We start from the raw sequence: 1,143 nt of genomic DNA on the forward strand, positions 1-1,143 counted from the left end.
CCGACCAGGCCCGGCGTCACGTGCCAGTCGTCGACGCGGCGCAGGGCGTCCACGAGGCTGGCGCGGGTGAGGCGGCCGCCGAGACGCGTCGCCTCCTGCACCAGCAGGCGGGTGGCCGACCAGGCGAACAGGCCGTAGTAGTTGGGCTGGGCTCCCGGCCGCACCTGCTGCAGCCACTGCCGGTAGAGCGCCATCTCGGGGAGGGAGCGGTCGTCGAGGAGGTTCACCACCGAGTAGACGTAGGAGCCGTCGCCGGCCTCGCCGACGGAGTCGACGTAGCCCTGGTCGTAGATGGTGGGGTCCTCCAGGTAGACGTCGACCTTCAGGCTCTGCTGGGCCATCGCCTTCTGCAGCCGCACCGCGAACTGGTACGGCCCGAAGTACATGACGAACCGGGTTCCGGCCTGCTTCATCAGCTGCACGTAGGGGGAGTAGTTGAACTCCGAGGTCGCGATGCCCTGCTGGACGTCGAAGCGGAAGCCGGCCCTGGTCATGCCGGCCGCGAAGCTGCGGGCGTTGACCGAGGCGGCCTCGACGTCGACCCAGAACATCGCGGCGTGCTCCGTGGCGGCGGGCGCGGTGCGGCGCCAATAGCGCGGCATCGACGCGGCGATCTCGCTGGGCCGGATCGTGTACGCGGCGAAGCAGGTGGCGCAGGCGCTGCGGGCCGGGGTCGTGGTGAAGGCGCGGAGGTCGGGGATCCGGCAGCCGGCGGCCGTCGCCGCACCGCCCTGGTCCTGGCTGGAGACCGAGCCGACGACGGCGAACGCGGACGTGCAGGCCTTCGCGTAGGCCTGCTGGTCGCCGCCGGCGTCGGAGCGGGCGTCGAGCGCCGCGAGCCTCAGGCGGCGTCCGCGCAGGCGTTGCCCGCTGGCGTCGTAGTAGGCGATGAAGGCCTGGGCGGCGTCCTGGGCGGCCTGGAACAGCCCGGGCACCGGCCCGGTGATGTCGGCGACGTTGGCCAGGGTGAGCGTGGAGTCGGTGATGCCGGTCTGATCGGCGAACCCGGCGCACGAGCCCGCTCGGACCCCGCTGGTCGGGTCGGCGGCCGAGCCGCCGCGGGCGCCCGTGCCGCCGGCGGCACCCGTCCCGCTCGACCGGGATCCGCCGTCCGCGCCGTCGCCGGCGGAGCCGGAGCCCGCC

The 1,143-nt window shown here is 73.9% G+C and carries 1 protein-coding gene; it reads right to left on the reverse strand.

Annotated features, from left to right (window positions below):
- Positions 1-1,143 (reverse strand): ABC transporter substrate-binding protein (locus ACZDWJ_RS16385; protein ID WP_463522617.1); only part of this gene is annotated, 1,143 nt, incomplete at both ends.

The sequence above is a fragment of the Nocardioides sp. B129/18 genome (assembly GCF_055282735.1).